The 22,750-nt window shown below is 44.8% G+C and carries 25 protein-coding genes; 12 read left to right on the top strand and 13 right to left on the bottom strand.

What is annotated here, in order from left to right; genetic code table 11:
- The first annotated feature begins 107 nt into the window (after positions 1 to 107).
- The 5 genes from DFR59_RS12975 (at position 108) to DFR59_RS12955 (ending at position 4,735) form a co-directional block, all read left to right on the top strand.
- Positions 108 to 356: a hypothetical protein gene (locus DFR59_RS12975; protein WP_114746083.1), complete on the top strand. Its 249-nt coding sequence runs from the start codon at positions 108 to 110 to the stop codon at positions 354 to 356.
- 11 nt (positions 357 to 367) lie between these two features.
- Positions 368 to 703, top strand: a complete 336-nt coding sequence (locus DFR59_RS12970; RefSeq protein WP_114746082.1) for a spore coat protein — start codon at positions 368 to 370, stop codon at positions 701 to 703.
- Positions 704 to 802: 99 nt separating this feature from the next.
- Positions 803 to 1,897, top strand: a complete 1,095-nt coding sequence (locus DFR59_RS12965) for a CdaR family transcriptional regulator (protein WP_114746081.1) — start codon at positions 803 to 805, stop codon at positions 1,895 to 1,897.
- Between the two features lie 106 nt (positions 1,898 to 2,003).
- Positions 2,004 to 3,413 carry a glycolate oxidase subunit GlcD gene (gene glcD, locus DFR59_RS12960; RefSeq protein WP_425454711.1) on the top strand — a complete coding sequence of 470 codons (1,410 nt, stop codon included), beginning with the start codon at positions 2,004 to 2,006 and terminating at the stop codon, positions 3,411 to 3,413.
- Entirely contained in the window at positions 3,410 to 4,735 is a 1,326-nt protein-coding gene (locus DFR59_RS12955) for a (Fe-S)-binding protein (RefSeq protein ID WP_114746079.1), read from the top strand. The genes glcD and DFR59_RS12955 overlap by 4 nt, the downstream gene beginning before the upstream one ends.
- Positions 4,736 to 4,960: 225 nt before the next feature.
- Here the strand turns inward: DFR59_RS12955 and DFR59_RS12950 are convergent, their stop codons facing one another.
- From DFR59_RS12950 to DFR59_RS12930, 5 genes are read right to left on the bottom strand one after another with little or no spacing between them, the layout of a single operon-like run.
- The gene (locus DFR59_RS12950) at positions 4,961 to 5,200 is read right to left on the bottom strand and encodes a DUF2573 family protein (RefSeq protein ID WP_114746078.1); all 240 of its coding nucleotides are present in this window, start codon (positions 5,198 to 5,200) and stop codon (positions 4,961 to 4,963) included.
- Positions 5,193 to 5,963: an IucA/IucC family C-terminal-domain containing protein gene (locus DFR59_RS12945; protein WP_114746077.1), complete on the bottom strand. Its 771-nt coding sequence runs from the start codon at positions 5,961 to 5,963 to the stop codon at positions 5,193 to 5,195. The genes DFR59_RS12950 and DFR59_RS12945 overlap by 8 nt, the downstream gene beginning before the upstream one ends.
- Positions 5,956 to 6,777: an ABC transporter ATP-binding protein gene (locus DFR59_RS12940; RefSeq protein ID WP_281269361.1), complete on the bottom strand. Its 822-nt coding sequence runs from the start codon at positions 6,775 to 6,777 to the stop codon at positions 5,956 to 5,958. The genes DFR59_RS12945 and DFR59_RS12940 overlap by 8 nt, the downstream gene beginning before the upstream one ends.
- Before the next feature lie 44 nt (positions 6,778 to 6,821).
- Positions 6,822 to 7,877 carry a FecCD family ABC transporter permease gene (locus DFR59_RS12935; RefSeq protein WP_114746076.1) on the bottom strand — a complete coding sequence of 352 codons (1,056 nt, stop codon included), beginning with the start codon at positions 7,875 to 7,877 and terminating at the stop codon, positions 6,822 to 6,824.
- Entirely contained in the window at positions 7,874 to 8,866 is a 993-nt protein-coding gene (locus DFR59_RS12930; RefSeq protein ID WP_114746075.1) for a FecCD family ABC transporter permease, read from the bottom strand. Before DFR59_RS12930 ends, DFR59_RS12935 begins: the two co-directional genes overlap by 4 nt.
- Positions 8,867 to 9,044: 178 nt before the next feature.
- On the opposite strand from DFR59_RS12930, the gene DFR59_RS12925 reads away from it, so the two are divergent.
- From DFR59_RS12925 to DFR59_RS12910, 4 genes are all read left to right on the top strand, one after another.
- A complete protein-coding gene (locus tag DFR59_RS12925) occupies positions 9,045 to 10,001 on the top strand; it encodes an ABC transporter substrate-binding protein (RefSeq protein WP_211318557.1) in 957 nt (318 codons plus the stop codon).
- 113 nt (positions 10,002 to 10,114) lie between these two features.
- On the top strand, positions 10,115 to 11,629 hold the full coding sequence (locus DFR59_RS12920; protein ID WP_114746073.1) for a spore germination protein: 1,515 nt from the start codon (positions 10,115 to 10,117) through the stop codon (positions 11,627 to 11,629).
- 17 nt (positions 11,630 to 11,646) lie between these two features.
- On the top strand, positions 11,647 to 12,741 hold the full coding sequence (locus tag DFR59_RS12915) for a GerAB/ArcD/ProY family transporter (protein WP_114746072.1): 1,095 nt from the start codon (positions 11,647 to 11,649) through the stop codon (positions 12,739 to 12,741).
- Positions 12,731 to 13,801, top strand: coding sequence for a Ger(x)C family spore germination protein (locus tag DFR59_RS12910; protein ID WP_114746071.1), 1,071 nt, complete (start codon positions 12,731 to 12,733; stop codon positions 13,799 to 13,801). The genes DFR59_RS12915 and DFR59_RS12910 overlap by 11 nt, the downstream gene beginning before the upstream one ends.
- A gap of 69 nt (positions 13,802 to 13,870) precedes the next feature.
- Here DFR59_RS12910 and rodA read toward each other — a convergent pair whose 3' ends face one another.
- Together rodA and DFR59_RS12900 are read right to left on the bottom strand one after the other, a co-directional pair.
- Positions 13,871 to 15,046, bottom strand: a complete 1,176-nt coding sequence (gene rodA, locus DFR59_RS12905) for a rod shape-determining protein RodA (protein WP_114746070.1) — start codon at positions 15,044 to 15,046, stop codon at positions 13,871 to 13,873.
- 133 nt (positions 15,047 to 15,179) lie between these two features.
- Entirely contained in the window at positions 15,180 to 15,725 is a 546-nt protein-coding gene (locus DFR59_RS12900; RefSeq protein WP_114746069.1) for a DUF5673 domain-containing protein, read from the bottom strand.
- Between the two features lie 188 nt (positions 15,726 to 15,913).
- On the opposite strand from DFR59_RS12900, the gene DFR59_RS12895 reads away from it, so the two are divergent.
- From DFR59_RS12895 to DFR59_RS12885, 3 genes are all read left to right on the top strand, one after another.
- Positions 15,914 to 16,231 (top strand): thioredoxin family protein, encoded by a 318-nt coding sequence (locus tag DFR59_RS12895; protein WP_114746068.1) that lies wholly within the window; start codon positions 15,914 to 15,916, stop codon positions 16,229 to 16,231.
- A 136-nt stretch (positions 16,232 to 16,367) separates the two neighbouring features.
- Entirely contained in the window at positions 16,368 to 16,649 is a 282-nt protein-coding gene (locus DFR59_RS12890) for an autorepressor SdpR family transcription factor (protein ID WP_114746067.1), read from the top strand.
- Positions 16,639 to 17,301, top strand: a complete 663-nt coding sequence (locus tag DFR59_RS12885; RefSeq protein ID WP_114746066.1) for an SdpI family protein — start codon at positions 16,639 to 16,641, stop codon at positions 17,299 to 17,301. The genes DFR59_RS12890 and DFR59_RS12885 overlap by 11 nt, the downstream gene beginning before the upstream one ends.
- Positions 17,302 to 17,330: 29 nt before the next feature.
- On the opposite strand, the gene DFR59_RS12880 is transcribed toward DFR59_RS12885, so the two are convergent.
- From DFR59_RS12880 to DFR59_RS12855, 6 genes are all read right to left on the bottom strand, one after another.
- Entirely contained in the window at positions 17,331 to 18,092 is a 762-nt protein-coding gene (locus DFR59_RS12880; protein WP_114746065.1) for a class I SAM-dependent methyltransferase, read from the bottom strand.
- Positions 18,093 to 18,114: 22 nt separating this feature from the next.
- A complete protein-coding gene (locus DFR59_RS12875; RefSeq protein ID WP_147278274.1) occupies positions 18,115 to 18,489 on the bottom strand; it encodes a hypothetical protein in 375 nt (124 codons plus the stop codon).
- 157 nt (positions 18,490 to 18,646) lie between these two features.
- Positions 18,647 to 19,552: an N-acetylmuramic acid 6-phosphate etherase gene (gene murQ, locus DFR59_RS12870; protein WP_114746063.1), complete on the bottom strand. Its 906-nt coding sequence runs from the start codon at positions 19,550 to 19,552 to the stop codon at positions 18,647 to 18,649.
- Positions 19,549 to 20,739, bottom strand: a complete 1,191-nt coding sequence (anmK, locus tag DFR59_RS12865; protein ID WP_114746062.1) for an anhydro-N-acetylmuramic acid kinase AnmK — start codon at positions 20,737 to 20,739, stop codon at positions 19,549 to 19,551. The genes murQ and anmK overlap by 4 nt, the downstream gene beginning before the upstream one ends.
- Positions 20,739 to 21,647 (bottom strand): BadF/BadG/BcrA/BcrD ATPase family protein, encoded by a 909-nt coding sequence (locus tag DFR59_RS12860; RefSeq protein ID WP_114746061.1) that lies wholly within the window; start codon positions 21,645 to 21,647, stop codon positions 20,739 to 20,741. The genes anmK and DFR59_RS12860 overlap by 1 nt, the downstream gene beginning before the upstream one ends.
- Before the next feature lie 13 nt (positions 21,648 to 21,660).
- Positions 21,661 to 22,746, bottom strand: a complete 1,086-nt coding sequence (locus DFR59_RS12855; RefSeq protein ID WP_114746060.1) for a DUF871 domain-containing protein — start codon at positions 22,744 to 22,746, stop codon at positions 21,661 to 21,663.
- Positions 22,747 to 22,750: the final 4 nt, after the last annotated feature.

The raw sequence follows: 22,750 nt of genomic DNA, 5'->3' as shown, positions 1-22,750 counted from the left end.
ATCGTAGAAAAAACAGAATTTTATCTCTTTTTGTCGAAGATTCTCCGCATATTCATCATCTTTTTAGGCAAGATAATGGATGGATTACACAACAAGGAGGAAAAATTATGCTGCAACCGCAAAATCAGATGCAGACGCCGCCATCTGTTCTTACTTCAAAAGACTCTATGTACATTAACGATATGCTCTCCTGGAATTTATTAGCGATGAAAAAAGCCCATTCCGCTGCAGAACATTGCCAGGATCAGCAGCTTAAAAACGTTATCGACCAGTGCGGGCAGATGCATCAGCGCCATTATGAGCAAATCCTTGCCCACTTGAATGCCCATGTCCAAAACAACAACCAATCCATGTAAGGGGTGATCTTATGCAAAACCAACAACAAAACACGCAAAATACCGTACCTATTCCCCAAACGCCGCAGATGAATGACAGGGACTTGATCAATGATGTCCTTGCAATGGAAAAATATATGACGGCATCTTATTGCACAGCTTTGAATGAAGCGAGCCATGACGCGCTGTATCAAGACCTGCTTGCCATTTTTACTGAAACGCAAAATGCGCAGAGGCAGCTGTTCAATACGATGTATCAAAAAGGCTGGTACAAGCTTGATCAAGCCGAACTTCAAAAGTTGCAGCAATCCAGCCAGAAACATCAGTCATATTCTTCCCAATTCCCATATGGGACACATCTACAATAGGAACAGACAGCTTATCGGATTTTAAATCCGGTAAGCTTTTTTATTTTCATCCTATACGCTATAGTAAAAACATGATCGACGTGATTAGGGGGAATAGCGTTGCTTTCAAAGAATCTTGCCAATAAGATCGTCCAGGACGTCCGAAGGCTGCTGGATGAAGAAATCATTGTGGTCAGCCCCGAAGGCACCATCATTGCCGGAACGGATAAAAGCAGGATTGGACAGTTCCATGAAGGGGCCTTATTTGCATGCAGCGAGAAAAAGTCCATCATCATCACTGAAAAAGACGCATCCAGATGGATTGGGGTCAAACCGGGCATCAATCTCCCTGTTTTTTTTCAAGACAAAACGGCTGGCGTCATCGGGATTACAGGAAATCCAGAAAAAGTATCGCCTTTCGGTGAGATATTAAAGAAAATGACCGAGCTGATTATTCAAGAGAACTTTTACATAGAAGAATTAAATCTGGAAGTACGTACTCTAGAGGCATTCATATTTGATTGGATCGAGCTGCAGGACCGGGATGAATCTTTCCATAATCGTGCTGCTGTATTAGGGATTGACTTGCAGCACAGCCATCAACTGGCGTTATTAAAGATCCCTGGAGAAAAACTGCCTATCCCAACCCATCTTATTTCCAAATGGAATGACCACCATCCCTTCAGTACTTTGGTGCGCTGGGGCAATGACCGCCTTGTGGCTATTCTCGACATGGATGAAAGCCGTTCTGAGGAAGCGGCCTTAAAAGAACTGGGAATCTTAAAATCCTTTCTCGAGCGGGAACTCTCAACCCCACTCTTTATGGGTGTGGGATCTATAAGGGATTCAGCATCGATGAAAGCTTCCTATCGGGAAGCGGAAAGAGCGCTTGCATCTGCCAATACTATGGAGCCAGTAGTCTTTGAATCTCAATTGACATTGGAAATGCTCACACAATCGATACGTCCAGACATCAAAGAAGCATTCCTTTCCCGAACGATCGGACAATTAAATACTCAGCCAGCATTGATTCAGACTCTTCGGCTGTTTTTTGAAAATGATATGTCCTTCACCAATACTGCTGACGCTGCGCACATTCATATCAATACCCTTCATTACAGATTCAAGAAAATTGAACAGCTCACATCTCTTCACCCACGAAAAGCCAAGGATCTTGTCACATTGTATCTTGCTCTCTCATTTTTGGATGAATAACTAATTTTTCCCCTGATAACGGGGGATTTTTTGTGCGAATCCACATAGCCTCCCGCCTCTTCGTTTCCTATACTTAATATATGAAAATTGATCGGAGGAAAAGATGATGGATCATTCTTTTATTGAAAAACTGCAGGCTATTGTCGGTAAAGAAAACGTAGATGCAACTAAAGCAGGAAGGCTGGTTTATTCCTACGATGCCACCCCAGGCTTCCAGTCCATGCCAGATGCCGTCGCAGCACCAAGAAATACAAGGGAAGTTTCAGAAATCGTCCAGCTTTGCCAGGAATACAAGATTCCTATTGTCCCTCGGGGCTCAGGCACTAACCTCTGTGCGGGAACGACACCGTCCGAAGGCGGGCTCGTTCTATTATTTAAGCATATGAACAAAATTTTAGATCTGGATAAAGAAAATCTGACGATCACCGTTCAGCCCGGGGTAATCACGCAGGATTTAATTCAGCATGTTGAAAAGGAAGGACTTTTCTATCCCCCTGATCCAAGTTCTATGAAAATATCGACCATCGGCGGCAATATCAATGAAAACTCAGGCGGGCTTCGCGGTTTGAAGTATGGTGTAACAAGGGATTATGTCTTGGGGTTAGAAGCTGTCATGGCAAACGGGGACATCATACGGACGGGCGGAAAACTGGCGAAAGATGTAGCGGGCTACGATTTGACCCGATTATTTGTCGGTTCTGAAGGCACATTGAGCATCATTACCGAAGCAATTTTGAAGCTCATTCCTATCCCACAGTCGAAAAAGACAATGCTTGCTCTCTATCAAGACATGGAAGCCGCTGCAAGAAGCGTATCTTCAATCATTTCAAAACAAATCATTCCTGCTACACTCGAGTTCCTTGATCAGCCTACATTAAAAGTAGTAGAGGATTTTGCCAAGATTGGCCTGCCAACTGATGTCAAGGCAGTACTTCTTATTGAACAGGACGGTCCCGAAGAACTCGTGGAAAGAGATATCAAACTGATGATGGATATCTGCCTTCAGGAAGATGCAGTATCCGTTGAAATGGCCAAAACCGAATCAGAAGCAGAGGCGCTCCGCACAGCTAGGAGATCTGCTCTTTCCGCGCTTGCCCGGCTGAAGCCGACAACGATATTAGAAGATGCCACGGTTCCAAGGTCGCAGATTTCAAATATGGTAATGGCCATCAATGAAATCGGTGAAAAGTATAAGTTGAATATATGCACATTCGGACATGCAGGGGATGGAAACCTTCATCCTACTGTCCCGACCGATGCACGAAATCACGAGGAAATGGAAAGAGTAGAATCGGCTTTTGCTGAAATTTTTGCAAAAGCAATCGAACTCGGCGGAACGATCACCGGCGAACATGGTGTCGGAATGATGAAAGCCCCATATTTGGAATGGAAACTTGGGAAAGAAGGAATTGCTGCCATGAAAGCCATCAAGGGAGCTCTTGATCCTTCCAACATCCTGAATCCAGGCAAGGTGTTTGCCAAGGAATCCCGGAAGCGGGTGGTGGTTTCACGATGACCACAGTAAAAGAACAAGAAATCATTCAGCAAAAGTTCAAAGAAAAGATGGATGAAGATGAGCTGTTAAACTGTATGAGATGCGGATTCTGCCTTCCATCCTGCCCAACCTACATCGAATCGGGATTCCAGGAATCCCATTCGCCAAGAGGACGCATTGCCTTGATGAAGGCGGTTGTCGACGGATTGATCGAACCTGATGAGGATGTCGAGCGTTCCCTGAATTTATGCCTAGGCTGCCGTGCCTGCGAACCGGTATGTCCATCCGGAGTAAAATACGGGCACTTGCTCGAACAAGCGAGAGATATCATTAACCAAAATAAGAAGCACTCCATGCCGGTGAAATGGACACGAAAAATGGTATTTGAAGGACTGTTCCCTCATCAGGAGCGCATGAGGCATGCGGTGAACCTTCTGGGGCTCTATCAACGGTCCGGCCTTCAACATACGGTAAGAAAAATCGGATTCATGAAATTGTTCCCTGACCATTTAGCTTCCATGGAAAAAGTGCTGCCGCGCGTCCCTTCTATGAAAGAAATGAAGAACAGGCCTAAGCACCTGAATGCAGAAGGAACTCCGAAAGCAAAAGCGGCATTTTTCACGGGCTGTCTGATGGATACGATGTTCCTTGAAACAAATAACGCCACCCTGAAACTCCTGCAGATGGCTGGCTGCGAATTGGTCATTCCCGACAATCAAGCCTGCTGCGGAGCCCTTCACGGACACAGCGGCGAAAAAGACCGTGCAAAACAAATGGCGAAAAAGAATATAGAAGCATTTGAACAGACAGGAGCCGATTATATCATTACCAACGCTGGCGGATGCGGCGCCTTTCTGATTGACTACGATCATTTATTGATAGAGGAACCTGATTGGCATTCGCGGGCTGTCTCATTCAAGTCAAAATTGAAGGACATCTCTCAAATATTGGCCGATTTAAAATTTACTGAGAACAGATCGTTAAAACTTCCATCGCAAGTGGTCACCTATCAGGATTCCTGTCATTTAAGAAATGTAATGGGGACCGCTTCTGCACCGCGCATGCTCCTCCAAGCGATTGAGGGGATTGTGTTTAAGGAAATGGAAGGTGCAGATCGCTGCTGCGGTTCTGCCGGGATTTATAACATAGTAGAATCCGAAATGTCCATGCAGATCCTGGATCACAAAATGGAAAAAGTCCATGATACCGCAGCAGCTGTCATCGTGACAGCCAATCCGGGATGCCTCCTCCAAATGAAGCTGGGCATCGAAAGAGAAGGATTGAGCCAAAAAATCAAAGCAGTCCATATAGCCGACCTATTGCTCGAAGCTGCAGGAAGCTAGCTGCAGAGCACTGGCACGCCCCGACTTTTGTCGAAAAGGTGAGAGGATTCCCCAAATAAGGATAGTTGAGCGGTTATACTCAAAAGTTGAGCGGTTGTGCCTAAAAGTTGAGGGGTAAATAGCTAAAGTTCGTCGGTTACACACAAAAGTTCGGAGCAAATCAGCTGCAGCTTCGAGCTCATAATAAAAAAACTCGCCATTCCCTGGCGAGTTTTTTCATTTATCCTAGCTGCGATGCTCTTCGTTCAGCTGCTTGATCTCCATGATGATTTCCTTCATGGCATCCTTCGCATCCGGGTATAATCCATTCCAATGCTTGACCAATGATGGCATAGTCTTGGAGATATAAGTATATAAAGCCCACTTCTCAATCTTTTCGTTCAATTGGCGGTCAGATTTCCCCGTCAATAATTCCGTGTACTTCTCAATCAAAGCTTCAAATTGTTCATTAAATTCCTTATCCAAGGCTCTCTCCCCTTTCCAGATTTCGATTATGGCAAAACAAGGGACATGTTTGGCAGCGGGTCCCTTTTTCATCAGAAAGATACGAAAGACAACATGTCTTTCTCATCCGTACTTCCTTCCCATCCCCGTTCAAAGATTTCGGAAAGTAGAATTTATTAAAAGGATTGATCCCTTTCATTCCATTCGGCTGAAAAGCTCCAGGATGGATCAATTCCTCGAAATCCTGCAATGCCTGCGGCCGGTCCTCCAGGACTGTTTCATAAAGCCAATAAAGATATACGGCTGTATTCTCCCATAAAATATATTCTGATATCCGGACTTCCTCTTTCAAGACGTCAAATACCGGCATCAGCCATTCATGGAATAAATACTCCCACCCTTCCTTCAGCCAAATCGAACGGTCGATTGTTTCATCATAAGGCATCATGGACGGCTGGTCAAAATAGAAGTCGAGGAGCCGCAGACCTTCTTTTTCATGTTCGGCTACATATATCTTCTCCGCATCCAGGATCGGCCTTCTATTGAATGCCGTCATGCTATGAAAATAAATGACCGCCAAAAAAGATAGACGTTTCACTAAAATGGACGCTGCTGCCTGCCGCTCTAGGATTCGCCCTGAACCACCGGTCGTCGCGATCCGCTCCCTTACATGCCTACTGGTGTGAAAATCAGATAGGTGAAATGCAGCAGATGCCGGAATTCGATCAATCAAGCGGAACTTTTTCAGCTCTTCGACTTCCTCTTTCGTCCACCCCTCATACATTTGCCGTTTCAGCCTTTTTCAAAATGCAGCGTCCTCTTCCATAGGGAATGCACAAAGGCGTGCCGAAAAGCGGATCCATGGTGACTTCGCATTCCATTTCAAAAACATCTCTGACCAGGCTGCAATTGATGACCCTTTCCGGTTTGCCTTCCGCATAGACCTTTTGATTTTTTATGGCCACAATATGATGGGCATAGCGGCACGCAAGGTTCAAGTCATGCAGGACCATGATGATTGTGCGCTGTTCTTTTTCATTTAGCTCAAAAAGGAGATCAAGGATTTCAATCTGATGCGTCATATCCAGATAAGTAGTAGGCTCATCCAAGAGAATGATGTCAGTGTCCTGGGCAAGTGTCATGGCAATCCAGGCACGCTGGCGCTGTCCGCCTGAAAGCTCATCGACTTGGCGATCCTTCAATTCCTCCATGCCTGTTGCCTTTAACGCCGCATTCACTTTTTCTTCATCTTCTTCGGACCATTGCCTCAGCCAGGTTTGGTAAGGATAGCGTCCCTGTTTGACAAGCTGCAGCACCGTAAGTCCTTCCGGAGCCGTAGGGGATTGAGGCAGAATAGCCATTTTCTTCGCGACTTCTTTCGTCGGCAGTTTCGCTATTGAGGTTCCATCCAGCAAAATCGAACCGGAATGGGGTTTCAAAAGCCTGGCGATCGATCGAAGCAGCGTGGATTTCCCACAGCCATTGCCTCCTATGAAAACCGTGATTTCCCCCTTAGGGATTGTCAAATCAAGTTCATCAATGATAACGGAACTCCCATAGCCAAGCGTCAAAGAGTCAGTCCTTATCATGTTTTCCATCTATAAAAACTCCCTTTCAGAGGTATATAAAAAATTGATTGTCTTCAAGCGTTTTTCATACGGAACAGCAGGTAAATGAAATATGGCGCCCCTATCGCAGCAGTAAATACCCCTGCCGGAACTTCCAATGGGATAAACAGCGTCCGCCCGATCAAGTCGGCAGCCATCACCAGAATGCCTCCAATAAAGGCAGAGGCAGCAAGCAATAACCCGAAAGAGGAACCTACCAGTCTTCTGGCCATATGAGGAGCCATCAATCCTACAAACCCAATGCCGCCTGCAAATGCCACAGCTCCTCCGACAAGGCCGGTAGTGAGCATGAGGAGGAGCAGCCGGTTTTTCTGAATGGCGCTTCCCGCTCCCACCGCAATATCTTCCCCAAGTTCCTGTATAGAAATATTCCTTGCAGCCACAAAAGCAAAAATCAGGAGCACGACGGTCCATGGGAGAACTATCCATACATTTTTCCATGTAGATCCGTTCACTGTACCTGTTATCCATATATTCGCTTGGCTTGCTTGATAGATTGGGCCTAAAATCATTAGAAGTGTAGTGAATGCCTGCATCAAAGTGGAAATCCCTATGCCGATAAGTACAAGCCGGATCGGGGATATCCCATTCCTCCATGCCAATACATATACTAAAAATGCAACAAAAGAAGAACCAAGAAATGCAGCAACAGGCAGCCACTCCACGCTCACCGTCAAAGCATTGTTTGCGTCACTGAAGATGGCCAGGAATGCCACAACGGCTGCACTCGCGCCGCCGGAAATTCCAATGACATCGGGGGATGCAAGCGGATTCCGGATCATCCCCTGCAAAATGGCTCCGGCCGCGGCCAGCGCCATCCCAACGATTAAGGAAACAATGATTCTTGGAAGCCTGAAATCGATGACTATGAGGCGATCCAAATATTCTCCGCCTCCAAAAAACACTTTCAGAACTGTCCATGGACTGATATTCATGTCGCCAAGACACGTGCTGACTGTAAATAATAGAACTGCAATGATCGCCAGGATTCCTATTTTCGTCAGCGACTTTACTTCAATTAGATAGGAAATGGCGCCCTTCCCTAAACGCAGATTCTTGTATTTATTCATCGGGCACCGAACCCCCTTCTGGCAATGTAAATAAAGAATGGTACGCCGATCAGCGCAGTCATGACACCGACAGGGACTTCCTGCGGCATGATGATATAACGTGCACCGATATCAGCGGCCAGAAGCAGGATGGCCCCAAGGAGGCCTGAAAGCGGCAATACCCAGCGGTGATCGATCCCGATAATTTTCTTTGTGATATGCGGTATTACAATCCCGATGAATCCGATTGGGCCGGCTATCGCAACAGCACCACCTGCAAGGAAGACCGTCAGCAAAGCAGCCGCAACCTTAACGAGTCCAATCCTTAGGCCGAGTCCTTTCGCTACGTCATCCCCCATGGCAATGACATTTAATTTTCCACTGATCAGCAGTGCGCCGATCCATCCTGCAAGCAAATACGGAAAAACAGATCCAAGGATGCTCATGCTCCTCCCTTGAACAGAACCAGCAAGCCAGAACAGCACCTGCTCTAAAGCAGATTCATTGAGGACGAGCACGCCTTGGGTGAAAGACGAAAACATGGCGGCAAGAGCGGCTCCAGCCAAAGTAAGCTTCATCGGGGTGAGCCCTTCCCTTCCTGCCGATCCAATGATGTAAACACCGGATGCGGCTGCAGCGGCTCCTAAAAAGGAAATCCACGCAAAAGCTTGAAGATTGGAAAACTGAAAGAAGCTCACAGCAATCACGACCGCAAAACCGGCACCCGCATTGATTCCAAGGATGCTTGGAGAAGCAAGCGGATTCTTTGTCAGCGTTTGCATGATTACACCTGACATAGCAAGTGATGCCCCTACCGCAGCAGCAATCAGCGCACGCGGCAGACGGACTGTTTTAATGATGATATGTTCATTTGATCCATCGAAGACAGTAAATGCGTCAATGGCTGTCTTCAAAGAAGTATGTGTATAGCCTAAAACAATGCTCAACCCGATAAATATAAGCATTATTAAGGCAAATAGTATTAAAATCAAACTCTTTCGAATCCCCATTATCCTTATATACCTTTCTATTCTTATCTCTATTTATAGTCTAGGAGAAAAATCACACACCGTCAATGATTTTGAAAATCATTATCAATTAACCGTTGACAATCATTCTCATTTAACTTAGGATTAAGCTATAAACTTATTGATAATGATTATCATTAATATTTAGGGGGAAATACATATGAAAAAATTAGTGGCCCTGTTCACTATCCTTACTCTGCTCTTGCTTGCTGCCTGCGGGAAGACAGATGACAATGCAGCTGGAGGAAGTTCAACAAATACAGAAAAAGAAAAAAGCTATACCATTGAACATGCCATGGGTTCAACTGAAATCAAAGGAACGCCAAAAAGAGTGGTCATTCTAACAAATGAAGGAACAGAAGCACTCCTCTCCATGGGCGTAACCCCAGTCGGAGCAGTGCAATCCTGGACAGGAAATCCTTGGTACGATCATATCGCTGACAAAATGAAGGATACAAAAGTGGTTGGCACAGAAAGCGACATTAATATTGAAGCAATCGCAAAGCTTAAACCTGATTTGATTATCGGCAATAAAATGCGCCAGGAAAAATTCTACGGCCAATTAAGCAAAATTGCACCGACGGTCTTTGCAGAAACTCTTCGCGGTGATTGGCAGGAAAACTTCAAACTTTATGCGAAAGCTCTGAATAAAGAAGAAAAAGGCAAAGAAGTATTAGATGCCTACAATAATCGAATTGACGAAATCAAAACGGAATTAGGCGACAAGGTCAATACAAAGGTTTCCATGGTGCGCTTCCTTGCCGGAGATGTAAGGATCTATCATAAAGACTCCTTCTCCGGTGTCATTCTCGACCAAATCGGATTCCAGCGCCCTGGCGACCAAAACAAACCTGACTTTGCCGAAAAAGGTGTAACAAAAGAAAGGATCCCTGCCATGGACGGAGATGTCCTCTTCTATTTCACTTATGATACGGGTGATGGCAAAGCAAACCAAGTCGAAAAAGAATGGCTGGAAGATCCACTCTTCAAAAACTTGAACGCTGCTAAAAATAACAAAGTCTACAAAGTGGACGATGTCATCTGGAATACCGCTGGCGGCGTAATGGCAGCCAACTTGATGCTCGATGATATCGAAAAGATCTTCCTAAATAAATAATGACACTAAGAATCCTTCGGGGTTCTTTTTTTATTGTTTAAATTTCATAAATTTACATCTTGCGGTAACACTAACCTCATATGAACTTTAATTGGCAATGGAGGGTGAAGCGGATGTGGCCTTTTTCCAAAAAAAATAACAGCGGGGATAAGGGCACGGAAAAGAGCCCGGAGCAAATCAAAAAAGACTTTCAGCAGGAAGTTTCTAAATCCGAAGATTACAAAAAAACATGCTATGAGAACCGTTTTTCCAAAACGAATTTTTATTTTCATTTTATTTCAGCATTAGTAGATGAGAATATCCTGCAAAAAGATGTCCTTCCTTATCTCTTGGAGAATCACTTCGAGAGCATTGATCAAATCAAAAGCTTAGTTCCGGTTGCTGATATTGAAATCAGCGATGATCCATCCATAATCGAAAAAAAGCTCTTCAACGGATATGTATTGGTTAAACATCAATCGGATAATAACCGATATGCATTTGTCGCAGCTCAAAAAGAAGTAGTCAGAAGCATCACGCAGCCAGAAGTGGAATTCAGCGTCATCGGACCAAAAGAGGCTTTTGTTGAGTCCATCGACCAAAATATCAATCTTATACGGAAGAGGTTGTCCATTAAGGAGCTGGTTATCGAGCGTTTTGTTGTCGGAACCCTGTCAAAGACACAAGTTGCCTTGATCTACGTCGATGGATTGACGAATGAAGAAAATGTGAATACTGCAAGGCAGCGGATTCAGGACGTCGATTTCGATCAAATCAACGACAGTTCCTACTTGGAACAGATAATTGCCGATAATACGTATTCTGTCTTCCCTCAACTATTGGATACGGAACGGCCGGACCGGACGGCTGCTGTTCTTGCAGAGGGCAAGCTTGTCATCATTGTTGACGGATCTCCTTTGGCTCTCATCGGCCCGACCACATTGGTTGAGTTTTTTAATGCATTTGAGGATTACTTTTTGAATTGGTACATTTCCTCATTTTTACGCCTTTTGCGGGTTTTCGCCGTTTCATTCTCTATTTTAATCACGCCTGTCTACGTTGCGGCGCTTACTTATCACTATGAATTAATCCCGAAGGATTTGATGGCTACACTGATTACATCCCGGCAGGAAATCCCGCTGCCGCCGATTCTGGAAGCATTTTTTCTCGAGTTGACGATTGAACTCCTCCGGGAGGCCGGAGCACGACTGCCGACAAAGGTCGGACAGACAATCGGTATCGTAGGCGGTATCGTAATCGGGACAGCTTCGGTTGAAGCAGGCCTAACAAGCAACGTTCTATTGATCATCGTTGCATTGGCTGCACTGGCCTCCTTTACGACCCCGGTCTACAAAATGGGCAACACCATCAGGGTCCTGCGATTTCCTTTTCTCATTTTCGCACAGCTATGGGGGCTTCTTGGAATCGTTTTTTGCTTCAGCCTGCTCATGGCCCATCTGCTGCAGCTAAGTTCGCTCGGGCGCCCATTTTTAGAGCCGCTCTTTCCACCACGCATACGTGATTTCAAAGATGCACTTATCCGGCTCCCTTTTACAGCCCAATCAACGCGGCCGGAATATTTGCGTACACAAAAGCCGGAACGTTTCAATAAAAAGCAAGCAACTAAAAAGGTCGATATTGACGAATAGGCAATGGAGGTGATCTAATGCAACCCGTACCGGAATCCCGAAAAATTTCAGCGAGCATCGTTTTTTTCACTGTTTCTTCTATACAAATAGGCGTTGGAGTTCTTGGTTTCCAGCGGATCATCGCAAAAATTGCCGGATATGACGGTTGGATGAGCATCATCATTGCAGGGATCGCCACCCATGGCGTCATGTACGTCATCTATAAAATCTGCGAAAAAGGTGACGGGGATATCATCCATGCACAGCACTTTGTATTTGGAAAGTGGCTTGGCAGCTTGCTTAACCTATTTTTTGCATTTTATTTCTCACTCGCTTCCATCACGGTGGTTCGGACGTTCTTGGAAGTCATTCAAGTCTGGATGTTTCCTACTCTATCGAATTTTTGGTTCAGCCTATTTTTCCTGCTGCTGGTCCTATATATAATCAACGGCGGTTTCCGAACAGTCGCTGGTGTTGCTTTCTTCGGTACTGTCCTGCCGAGCTACCTGCTGCTCCCTTTCTTGATGGCCATTCCACATTCTGACTACCGGAATCTCTTGCCGATATTCGATTCTTCCATCTTGGATATATTGAAGGGGGCGCACAGCATGTCCCTTACCTATCTGGGCTACGAATCACTCCTGATTTATTATCCGTTTATAAAGGAACCGGGAAAATCGAAGAAGTTCGCCCATTTCGGCCTTTTCTCCACCACTCTGGTTTATTTGTATACAGCTTTGATAACATTCGGCTACTTCAGTCAAGGGCAGCTCCAAAAAACGATTTGGGCAACCTTGTCATTGTGGAAAATCGTAGAACTCCCTTTCGTAGAAAGATTTGAATATATCGGCATCGGAAACTGGTGTCTCATCATCATGCCAAACATATGCATTTCCTTATGGTGCGCCAGCAGGATCATCAAAAAAACATTCCCGATCAGCCAAAAATGGTCTGTGATTATTTTATCAGCGGCCTGCCTTTTGGTCGTCACCCTTTTTAATACAAGGCTCCAAGTCAATACTCTGAACGACATCATGGGGAAAATCGGATTCTATTTAAATTTCATCTACCTCCCTCTTCTATTGATTTTGCTGCTTATCGTAAGGAAGGTGAAGAAGAAGCATGAGACATAAACTTCTGCTGCTCCCATTATGCGTATTGCTTTTGACAGGCTGTGTAGAAAGGGAAATCATTGATGATTTAAATATTGAAACAGCTGTAGGCTATGATAAAGCTGGCAACAAACTAATTAGGGGAACAGCTTTATTTCCTGCTTACCAAAAAGACAAGACCATTCAGAATGTAACCATGACAGCCACCGGTACAGTAACAAGGGATATTCTGACCAAGCTCGAAAAAGAATCTACTGAACCACTCGTGACAGGAAGTTTACAGGTCGTTCTATTCGGGGATACACTCGCACGTGAGGGATTAATTACACTAGGAGACTCTTTGCAGAGGGATGCAAGCATCGGATCGAGGATTTTCCTTGCTGTGGTCGAAGGCGGCACCGCCGAAGATTTGTTGAATGGACAGTACGGAAATCGCGGTAATGGAATGTACATATATAATCTGATCAATCACAACACGGATTATCGCGATCTTCCTTCAACAAACCTTCATGATTTTTTATTCGATTTTTATCAGGAAGGAAAGTCTCCCTACCTGCCGATGCTGAAGAAGGTCGCTCCCGATCAGCTCGCCATTACTGGTGTCGCATTGTTTGACATCGACAAGTATGTTGAAAAAATCGACGCAGAGGATCTCTTTTTCTTTAAATTGCTTGTCGATAAATACAGCGAAGGAAGTTATGTTGTAAAAGTGGGGAAAGAACAGGCAGCCATTCGCAGCATCCATTCCAAAAACAAAATACGGGTCCATCGAAAAAATGGAAAAGTCTCCATTACCATCGAACTGGATGTAAAAGGCATCATCAGGGAATACACCGGAAGGAACCTATCGCCTGCCGCCATCGCAGCCATCCAAAAATCATTCGATAAAGAAGTAAAGAAAAAATCAGAAAAAATGATCAAACGATTCCAGGAGCTCGGCATCGATCCAATCGGCTTCGGTTTCCGCGTCTCCAACTCAGACCGCCATTTCGAACTGAAAAAGTGGCAGGACCAATACCCTGACGTGAAAATAAAAGTCATTCCTTCTATCGCAATTACAGAGTCAGGGACAGTGGAGTAAGCAAAGCTTAACTGTCCAGCTAAACCACACCACAAAAAAAGGGACGCCCACGTCGGGACGTCCCTTTTCTTATGCCTCTGATGAAAACATGTATTTTTTATAATGGTAGCGAATCGAGAAAATCAAGCCGACCGCAAACATATTTCCCATCAAGGAACTTCCTCCATAGCTGATGAACGGAAGTGGAATCCCTGTGATCGGCAGCAATCCGATTGTCATGCCGATGTTTTGGAATACATGGAAGGTGATCATGGAGATGACACCTGTACAAATGTAGGAATAGAAATCATTTTTCGTTTCCAATCCAGCCTTGGTGATATGGTAGATCAGCATAAAAAAGAGGCTGACCAGAATGCTTCCTCCGATAAAGCCGAATTCTTCACCGACGACACTGAATATGAAATCCGTATGGCTTTCCGGCAAGTAGACATCACGATGACCGAAGCCTTTCCCGCCTGTTTCCCCTGAACCGATTGCCAAAAGCGAACGAGTCAGCTGAAAGCCGGTGTCACTTTGATAGTTGTAGGGATCAAGCCAGGAATAGATGCGTCCAAGCTGATACTGCTTAACATGCAAATATTTTTCTAGTAAATTTGGGTACCAGACAACCAAAGAAAGGACGGCTCCTGCAATGACTGAGAATCCTCCGAAAATCGGGAGTAGCAGCTTCCATGTTATACCTGACACAAAGATGATGCCCAGTAGAATGGCAATAAAAACAAGGGATGTCCCAAGGTCCGGCTGCTGCATGACCAATGCGAGCGGAACCATCGTCACGAAACCTAATTTAATGAGAAGCATAAAATCTGTTTTGATGGTTTTTACGAGATATTTTTGATGATGATCGACGACCACACGCGATAAAGCGAGAATCAAGAATACCTTAACGAATTCCGACGGCTGCAAGGATCCAATTCCGGGAAGCTGGAACCAGCTTTTTGCCCCGTTGATTTCATGTGCAATGCTGTCAGGGGCAACGATTAGGAATAGCAGCAGGAATAAGCCGAAACCGTAAAAATACCACGAAAGCTTTTTCAATTGATCTGAATCGAATCGGATGACAATGGAGATGATGCCCACTCCGACGATATACCAGAAAATTTGTTTGAGCAGAAAGTTTTCCGAGCCGTATTGTCCCGTCTTCTGCGCACTGTAAATCGAAACACAGCTAACAATACACATCAGCATCAAGCTGAGGATTAGCCCATAATCAAGCTTAGTTGTAGAATTTTGCTGAGAAGTCATCACTTCGTCTCCTCTAATCTATAAAGTGCATAGTTACTATTATACTTAAACATCTGCTTGAAACAAATGAACAAATCGTGTTGGGAATATTTTCACATAATAGTGGATTGCTAGGATAAAGATTCCTCGAAGTTTATGCGCCTTTATTCAAGTAAGGCTGGTTCTTCAATACTTCCTCCAGCTTACGGGATAATAGGAGCGGCATAGGACCAGAGCGGAACTTCTTGAATCCCAGCTTCCTTTTTTTATAAAAAAGGACAAGAGATGCATTTCCTTTTCGTTCATGCCATTCATAATGATCAATTTCTTCCCAGTTTACTAGGAGGCCATTGATCATCATACCTCCATTCCTTACTTCAATGACATTGCTGAAGAAAAACAGGTATGGAAGCGCTGCTGCAATGGTCAACCCATAAAACGGCTCCACGAATACATTGTATCCCCATGCAAAAACAACAAAAATCATGAGTAAATACGCCGCGATGATGCCAATTCGATAAATGGTATCATCGGTTGTTTTCCATCTCATAAGAAGGCTGTATTCATCAAATTCACGCCGCTCTGGATATGTCACTTTTCCAAGTCTATTTCTCTTATGATAGCTGACGATCAGTTCGAGATAGACCAAAAACACAATGGCACAGACGACAGAAACAAATAATACATGTAAAGTGTCCATTTCTTTTCTACCCCTATATTTTTAAAAATGAGTTAATAATTGGATAATACTTTCTTACCCTAGACTATACTACCATATTTTTCTTCCAATTTGGATAAGGATAAATTGCCTCTTCATGACATTGCGTATAAAATAATTAAAGCGGCCGCTTCTTGGCAATTATGAAATGACTAACAGGAGGAAAAGACATGCAATCCATTCAAAACGTTGAAACATTCGAAGAAATCATCGGACAGGATCAGCCCGTCATCGTAAAGTTCTATGCTGGCTGGTGCCCGGACTGCACTAGAATGAACATGTTCATTGATGAAATCATCGCGGAATATGACCAATATAAATGGTATGAACTAAACAAAGATGAAATGCCCGAGCTTGCAGAAAAGTATACTGTCATGGGCATTCCGAGCCTTCTCATTTTCAAGAACGGTGAGAAGAAAGCACACTTGCACAGTGCCAATGCAAAAACTCCAGAGCAAGTTAGAGAATTTTTGCAAGAACAAGAGTAATTGTTTACAAACAGAATGGCCGATTTGGGGATCATATTTCCTCATCGGCCATTTTTTTGGGCTTTTCAAAATCCAGAAAATGGTGTATATTATATTTAGACATTTATCTAAATATCTAATTGGAAGTGAACAATCGATGAATTCACCCTTCAAAGCATTATCAGATCCCACTCGCAGAAAGATTCTTCATTTGCTGAAAAGCAAAGATTTGACAGCCGGTGAAATTGCTGACCACTTCCAGATTTCAAAACCGAGCATCTCCCACCATCTTAGTCTGCTGAAGCAGTCTGGTTTGGTGCTTGATGAGCGTCATGGCCAGCATATCATCTATTCCTTGAATTCCACAGTGTTTCAGGAACTGATGGCTTGGTTTATGGACTTTTTACCGGAAAAGGGGGAAGAAAAAAATGAAGAATAACAATCATCTTGCTTGGAATATCCATGATCTATTCATTGCTTTGATTGCCTTGATTCCTGTCATAATGGCCGCTGTCTTTTATAAGGACCTGCCGGATTCAGTGGCCATCCACTTCGGTGTAAGCGGCGAGCCGGACAATTACGCTTCCAAAAGTTCATTTATAATCGTATTTTTCTTGATGAACCTCGGGATTCCACTCCTTATGAAGTTCTCCAAGTTCATGGACCCAAGGAAGCAGAATTACGAAAAGTTCGGGAAGGCCTATCTTATGATCCGGTATTTAATCGCCGTGATCATTGCAGCCATCGGAGTAGTCACACTCCTTTTCAATCTTGGGTACGACGTCAACATTCAAATGATGGTGCTCCTTGGAATCGGGATCTTATTTATCGGAATTGGCAATTATATGGTCCAGCTTAGATCCAATTTCTTCGTCGGGATACGGACGCCTTGGACATTGACCAGTGATGTGAATTGGAGGAAGACCCATCGGCTCGCAGGGCCTTTGTGGATGGGGGCAGGAGTAATCCTACTGATTTGCGCCTTTCTACCGGGTACGATTGCTATGTACATTACAATCACAGTCGCAGCCATCATTGTGCTGATTCCTATGATATACTCCTATATTCTATTTAAAAATGGAAATACATGAAAAAAGCTGGACGAAAATGTCCGGCTTTTTTATGGTCTTTTTGCAGTTAAATAGAATCTGTGTGACTTGAAATCGATATACCCTCTTCGCTCGATTTCATCATGGATTTTCATCAGGGGCTTCCGGTATTTTTCAACCGTAAAGTCCTCAATTTGCCAAGGAATGGCTTTCAGATAATAGAGGATGGCTCCTATATCAAAAAACCTTGTGACGGGAAATTCCTCCGCCCCTTCGATTTCCAGAAAGCCTTCTTTCTTCAATTGTTCACGGGAATAGTCCATATTCCAATGAGCGTAGCCGAACTCTTCTATCGCACATAATGATAAATTCAGCCCCTGGATATCAAGTCCGCCGACCTGCTGAGTGATGAAGGTCCCTCCTGGGGAAAGCACTCTTTTCACTTCCGCTGCAGAAAAAGATTCATGCCGGTTGATGACAAGATTGAACTCGCCATCTTCAAATGGAAGGATATCATCTTCCTCCACTCTTTTCACGTCGATGCCGAACGGCTTCAACCGGTCCCTAGCCACAGGGATATTCGGTTCATAGCCTTCCGTCGCTGCAGTATGGGGTGGAAGCGGCCTCAGCATACTGAGAAACTCTCCCCCGCCAGTCCCCATATCCAATAGGCTGTTCACACCTCGAAGTTCCTTGATGACCATCGATCCGTAGCTCCAGGAAAGCGGTTCTGAATCCATCCGGCCAGTCTCTGTGATATAAGAGAAATCCCAGCCGCTGAAAGGCTCTTCTGCCTGTTTCGCGTAAAATTGAAATAATTCCTCATCCATCATCCTGAATTCCTCCATCGTAAACCTATCCTGTATTTTCCATCTTGCATGAATTGTAGCACAAAACGAGGGCGTGATAAAAATGTTCAACCAGTCTGATGGGGGCAACTGCCCAGTGGCGCATAAGCGGGGCGTTCCGGTGCATAGAGCTTAGGATTCCACGCTCATGCGGGACTGGCGGCGCTGGCGCATAGACTGGGGGATTTCGCGCATGAACACCCCTTTTTGGCGCAAAGACGCCATGTTCCCGCGCATAAGAGATGATCTGCGGCGCATAGGCAGCCATTTTTGGCGCATAGATCATCCGTGAAGCGGCAATTACATTAGGTTTTCCTGCTATTTTACCCAATTTAAGTTCACACTTAACTATTTTCCCCATTATTTGTCGATATTCTGTCAATCATCGTTGCCTACTCGCTCATTTTGGACCATTTTTATCACTATTTTATCCCCATCATGAACTTTTTGCGGTTTTTCTTCCCTGATGTGCTCTCTGGATAGGCTAACGCAACGAAAAATACCACAGTTCAAGAACTGTGGCTTCTGTAATATAGACATTATGATATTTTAAGAGAATCCTTGATAGCAGCCCTTAAATGGCCATCATGCTTTTCTAATAGGTCTAGCACTTCTTTCCCTTTTAAACCGGTGACTAAGGAAAGGATAGCCGGTTTGGCGGAGCCGAATTCTTTTAAGGCTTCCTCAGCTTCTTTTACATCCACACCAGCTGCTTCAGCAACAATCAGTTTCGCTCTTTCCCTGAGCTTTTCGTTTGAGGCCATCACATCGACCATAAGATTGCTATATACTTTTCCAAGCTGAATCATGGAAGCCGTAGATAGCATGTTAAGGATCAATTTTTGTGCTGTACCTGCTTTCATTCTCGTTGAACCCGTTACTACCTCTGGGCCAACTTCAGCGACAATGGCGAAGTCAGCCGCTTGCTCCATCGGTGAATTCGGCGAACATACCACGGCCGCAACAACTGCTCCGAGCTCCTTGGCTTTCTTCATCGCAGCAATGGTATATGGGGTTCTCCCGCTCGCGGCAATCCCTACCACCACATCGTTCGGGCCGACATTGGCATTGACTATATCCTGCTCGCCTCCTTCGAGGCTGTCCTCTGCCCCTTCCATTGCATATTGAATGGCATGGTCTCCGCCGGCAATGATGGCAAGCACCTGTTCAGGGGAAGTCCCATAAGTAGGCGGGCACTCGGACGCATCCAGTATACCGAGTCTTCCGCTGGTTCCAGCACCGATGTAGATCAGCCGCCCTCCATTTTTCATCCCTTTGACGATGTCATCCACCACTTTTGCGATTACCGGCAGAATGGCTTCGATCGCCATCGGCACCTTTTGGTCTTCATCATTGATCTTTTGAATGATTTCCAGGCTTGAAAGCTGGTCTATATCCATTGTGGAAGGATTTCTTTTTTCTGTCATTATGTTTTGAAGGTTCATCTGTGATTCCCTGCCTTCTGTAAAATGTTTTTTGCATCTCCGTTCGGAGGCAGTGTGATATTGCCCAGGATTACCGGTTTAGAGGCTCCTGTGGCGTTAGGAATATTCGAACACTGCTGATGGATTGTTTCATTCGCCAAAAGGGCAAACGCCACGGCCTCTTTCGCTTCTGAAGAAAGACCGATCTCTTCTTGTGTCATGACCATGACCTCCGGAAGAAGCTCTTTCAGCATGGCAAGGAGCGTTTGGTTATAGCTTCCTCCGCCACCGACAATCAGTTCATCAATCGGTGTCTTTGGAAAAACGAAGTCGCGGCAGGACTTGGCTATTGAAGCTGCCGTAAAGTAGGTGGCTGTTGCTATGAGGTCCTCCGGCGAAAGGTGTGGATTTTCTTGTATGATCCTTGAAGTGAAATCCGCGCCAAACAGTTCCCTGCCAGTAGATTTTGGAGGCTCTTTTAAGAAATAATCCATAGAGAGCCAATGATCCACAAGTTCATGCTGTACATTGCCTTCAGCAGCAATCTTTCCTTTCGGGTCATAGGAAATCCCTTTAAAATGCTTGCATAATTCATCCATGATCATATTCCCCGGCCCAGTATCAAAAGCAAACACATCATCCATCGCCGCATCTTTTTGGATGACGGTTACATTTCCGATTCCGCCGATATTCTGCAGTGCTCTGTTTTTCTCCGGGTTCCGGTACAGAATATATTCGGTATATGGGACAAGAGGGGCTCCCTCTCCGCCTGCTGCCATATCCATCGTCCTGAAATTTGAAACGACGACAGATCCTGTCTCGTATGAAATAATCGCGGGCTCACCAATTTGGAGGGTGGATTTTTCCAAATCCCCTTCTTGCTGTGGTATATGATAGATGGTCTGGCCGTGAGAGCCGATTACATCAATTTCTGCTAACGGGACATCAGCTTCCATGCAGACTCTTTTAACGGCTTCGGCAAATTGCTTTCCAAGCTTAAAATTCAGGCTGCAAATGGCGGCCACAGTAGAATTCGCGGGATCCATGGCTGCTAATATCGATTTTTTCATTTCTTCATTATAGGAATAGGTGGAGTAATGAAGGAGTTCAATCTCCGTATTTTCACCATGGCCCTTTATTTTGACAAGGGCTGCATCAATCCCGTCAACGGATGTTCCGGACATGAGCCCAACTGCTAAACGTTCCATTATGAAATGCCCCCCTTGTCTCTCCATGCGTAATAAGCCCCTAATGCAGGCGAAGATTCTGCTTCCATCCAGGTGTACGAACCGATTTCCCTCTTTAAATCCTCCATAAAGGATTCTTGAACCATCTCATTTTTCAGAAGAAGGCTGCCGAATCCACCGATTGGAGTCATGATGTGTGAGGGAAAGTTCATTTTACGGATTAATGCCGCGGTCTGCATGGCAAGCTGCTTCCCTGCGATTTTAAACAGTTCAACGGCTTCTTCATTGCCAGAAAGGGCCATTTCGTTAATGGACTTTGTCAATTCTGCTATTCTATCTTTGCCTGATTGATAGATGAAGCCTTTTAAATCATTAGGTTCCGACAGTTGTAGTTCATTCATGACTGCTATTTCAAATTCAGAGAACGCTCTTCCAGCATCTGCAGCCTGTGTTATTTTTCTGCAGGCACTGACAGCGATATGATAAGAGCTCCCTTCATCCCCTAGCAAATGGCCCCATCCGCCGGAATAGGAGGTCTGCCCATCTCTTTTCCCGAAAGAAATAGAACCTGTGCCGGCGATCGTGATGACGCCATCGTTTCCTTCGAGAATGGCGTAGTGAGCGAGCTCAGCATCATTCATCAGAATGATTGGCAGGTTTGAAACCTCCAAAAGATCTTGTTGAATCTTATTTCTATTGTCCCCGGCCTCTATCCCTGCGATCCCTGCCGCTATCCCAGTAATCTGATGCCCGAACTCGTTTTTCAGGCATTCTTGAACAACGTCTTTAAGATGTTGAGAGGCAAGATCATAGTTTGCAGCGGGGTTTCCGATTCCGCTCTCTGTTTGATAGAGGATTTCTTTCTTTTCGCTGATAACGAGTGCGGTTGTCTTGGTTCCGCCCGCATCAATTCCAATGATATACCCCATAGAGACTCCCCCTTTACTTCTTTTGAAAAGCAAATTTGCCCCATGGATCTAAGTAGTCAATCAAGAAGATTTCCTCTTCGCGAATCCTGCCGACCACATTGGTCTTGCCAGAATTCTTCATATCTTTTAAAGCTATCTGCAATTCCCCTGCATATTGGCCGTACAAATCGTTTTCTATCAATATATCTCCGCGTTTAATATCGCGGGTAAATCCAGGTTTAAACTCACGTCCGCGGTACTTTACCCGGCTCTGCGTGGAACGGATCATATAATCAGAAACATCTCCGCGGTAAAAATGGAATTCGTCAAACATGATGACTTTTTCCAAATCAGTTGTATCATCGTAGACATCCACTGCCAGGGTAATTTTATCTTTATCGATTTCACTCAGTACCTTCAATTCCTTTTCAGAAGCATAGGCATTCCCGATCAGCACGTCATCGATGAGCCCCGTTGCAAATAAATGCTTTGCCTGGACATCGATAGGAAGTTCACGGTGCATTTCCAGAGTTGGAAGCCCTTCTACAATCGGCCATGGACCGAATGTGGCATCATGGGAGGAAACGAATGCTGCCGTCTTCATGCCCAGATCTTTGAATTTCTTGCTGCAATCAATAAAAAACGGGTAGGACAGCCCGGCATATCGATGAGGATAGAAATTATGGCAGCCAAGGAGGTTTTGCTTGTTTGGCTGATAGGTCATGATATTATCGATATATTTCGTCGCATTGCTCATATTCAATTCGATTTTCAGGTTATACGGATTGTAGGTCATGATCGATTCCTCATGGCCGGTGAAGCCCATATCAAGGCGTATTCCAGCTGCGCCGAGGTCTGCAAAGAGAGAAAGATCATCATAAGAGACGCCAAGTTCCTTGAACACGCGCGGACTGATATCGGCAATGACTTCCATTCCAAGTTCCGTCGCATACGCAATGGTCTTTTTAAAATCAGAAAGGATTCTTTCTTTTTCTCCATCTACTGAAAGCAAGCAGGTAAATACCCGCTCGAAATCGTATTTACGCGCCAATGCAATATATTCCATATCCCTTTCAGGAGTCGAGTGATTCGGATAGATTGAGATGCCTAAGCGTTTCATTTGA

Origin of the sequence: Falsibacillus pallidus (assembly GCF_003350505.1) — a bacterium.
Taxonomy (GTDB): Bacteria; Bacillota; Bacilli; order Bacillales; family DSM-25281; genus Falsibacillus; species Falsibacillus pallidus.
The sequence above is the reverse complement of the archived record's forward strand: the minus strand, read 5'-3'. Positions and strand labels throughout refer to the sequence as shown.